At 63.3% G+C, this 991-nt stretch carries 2 protein-coding genes; both read right to left on the reverse strand.

Features of this window, described 5'->3' with window-relative positions:
- Window positions 1-3: 3 nt before the first annotated feature.
- Complete coding sequence (rfbC, locus tag EOA60_RS34645; RefSeq protein WP_095800261.1) at window positions 4-558, reverse strand: dTDP-4-dehydrorhamnose 3,5-epimerase; 555 nt, start codon at window positions 556-558, stop codon at window positions 4-6.
- Window positions 551-991 (reverse strand): sugar phosphate nucleotidyltransferase (locus tag EOA60_RS34650; protein WP_245502702.1); only part of this gene is annotated, 441 nt, incomplete at its 5' end. The genes EOA60_RS34650 and rfbC, both read right to left, overlap by 8 nt.

Here is a 991-nt window from a genome sequence, read left to right on the forward strand (position 1 = left end):
CTCTCACGCAAACACCTCCGCCGTGGCGAGCAGAGACGCCTTGCGATCCTTGTCCGAAAGCTGGAATCCGCCTGGGATCGCCGGCCATTCGATGCCGATTTCGGGATCGTCGAAGCGGATCGACCTGTCATGCCCGGGCGAATAGGTGTCGGTCACCTTGTACAGCACTTCCGTGTGCGGAACGAGCGTGACGAAGCCGTGCGCAAACCCTTTCGGCACCAGGATCTGGTTGCCCTTCTCAGCCGATATTTCCAGCGCCACCCACTTGCCGAACGTCGCCGAGGAACGGCGGATGTCGACCGCGACATCGAAGACGCTGCCGCTTATCACGCGCAGCAGCTTATCCTGGGCGCGCGGCAGCAACTGGTAGTGCAGTCCGCGCAGCACGCCGGCGGCCGCGGAATAGGAGTGGTTGTCCTGCACGAAGGCGAGATCGATGCCGGCCTCGGCGAAACGCCCGGCATTCCAGGTCTCGCTGAAAAAACCGCGCGCGTCGCCGTGCCGCTTGGGCACGATCTCCAGCACGCCGTCGAGGCCGAGCGGCCTGACCTCAAGCAAACCGTTCCTCCGTCAGGTCGGCGGCCCGCTTGCGCAGATAGGCAGCGTACTCATTCTTGCCCAGGCGCGCGGCGCGCTCCAGAACCTTTTCAGCGTCGAGCCAACCCTGCTCCAGCGCTATCTCCTCCGGGCACGCGATCTTGATGCCTTGGCGATGCTCGATCGTGCGCACGAAAGACGATGCTTCGAGCAGGCTGTCATGCGTGCCGGTGTCCAGCCAGGCGTAACCCCTTCCGAGGCGGCGGACATGCAGCTCACCACGCTCGAGATAGACATTGTTGATCGCCGTGATCTCGAGCTCGCCGCGCGCCGAAGGGCGGATCGTGGAAGCAATGTCGACGACATCATTGTCGTAGAAATAGAGACCGGTCACGGCCCAGTTGGACTTGGGCTTTTGCGGCTTCTCCTCGATCGTCAAAGCCCTGCCGGTGAC

The organism is Mesorhizobium sp. M1A.F.Ca.IN.020.06.1.1 (genome assembly GCF_004023265.1).
Taxonomy (GTDB): domain Bacteria; phylum Pseudomonadota; class Alphaproteobacteria; order Rhizobiales; family Rhizobiaceae; genus Mesorhizobium.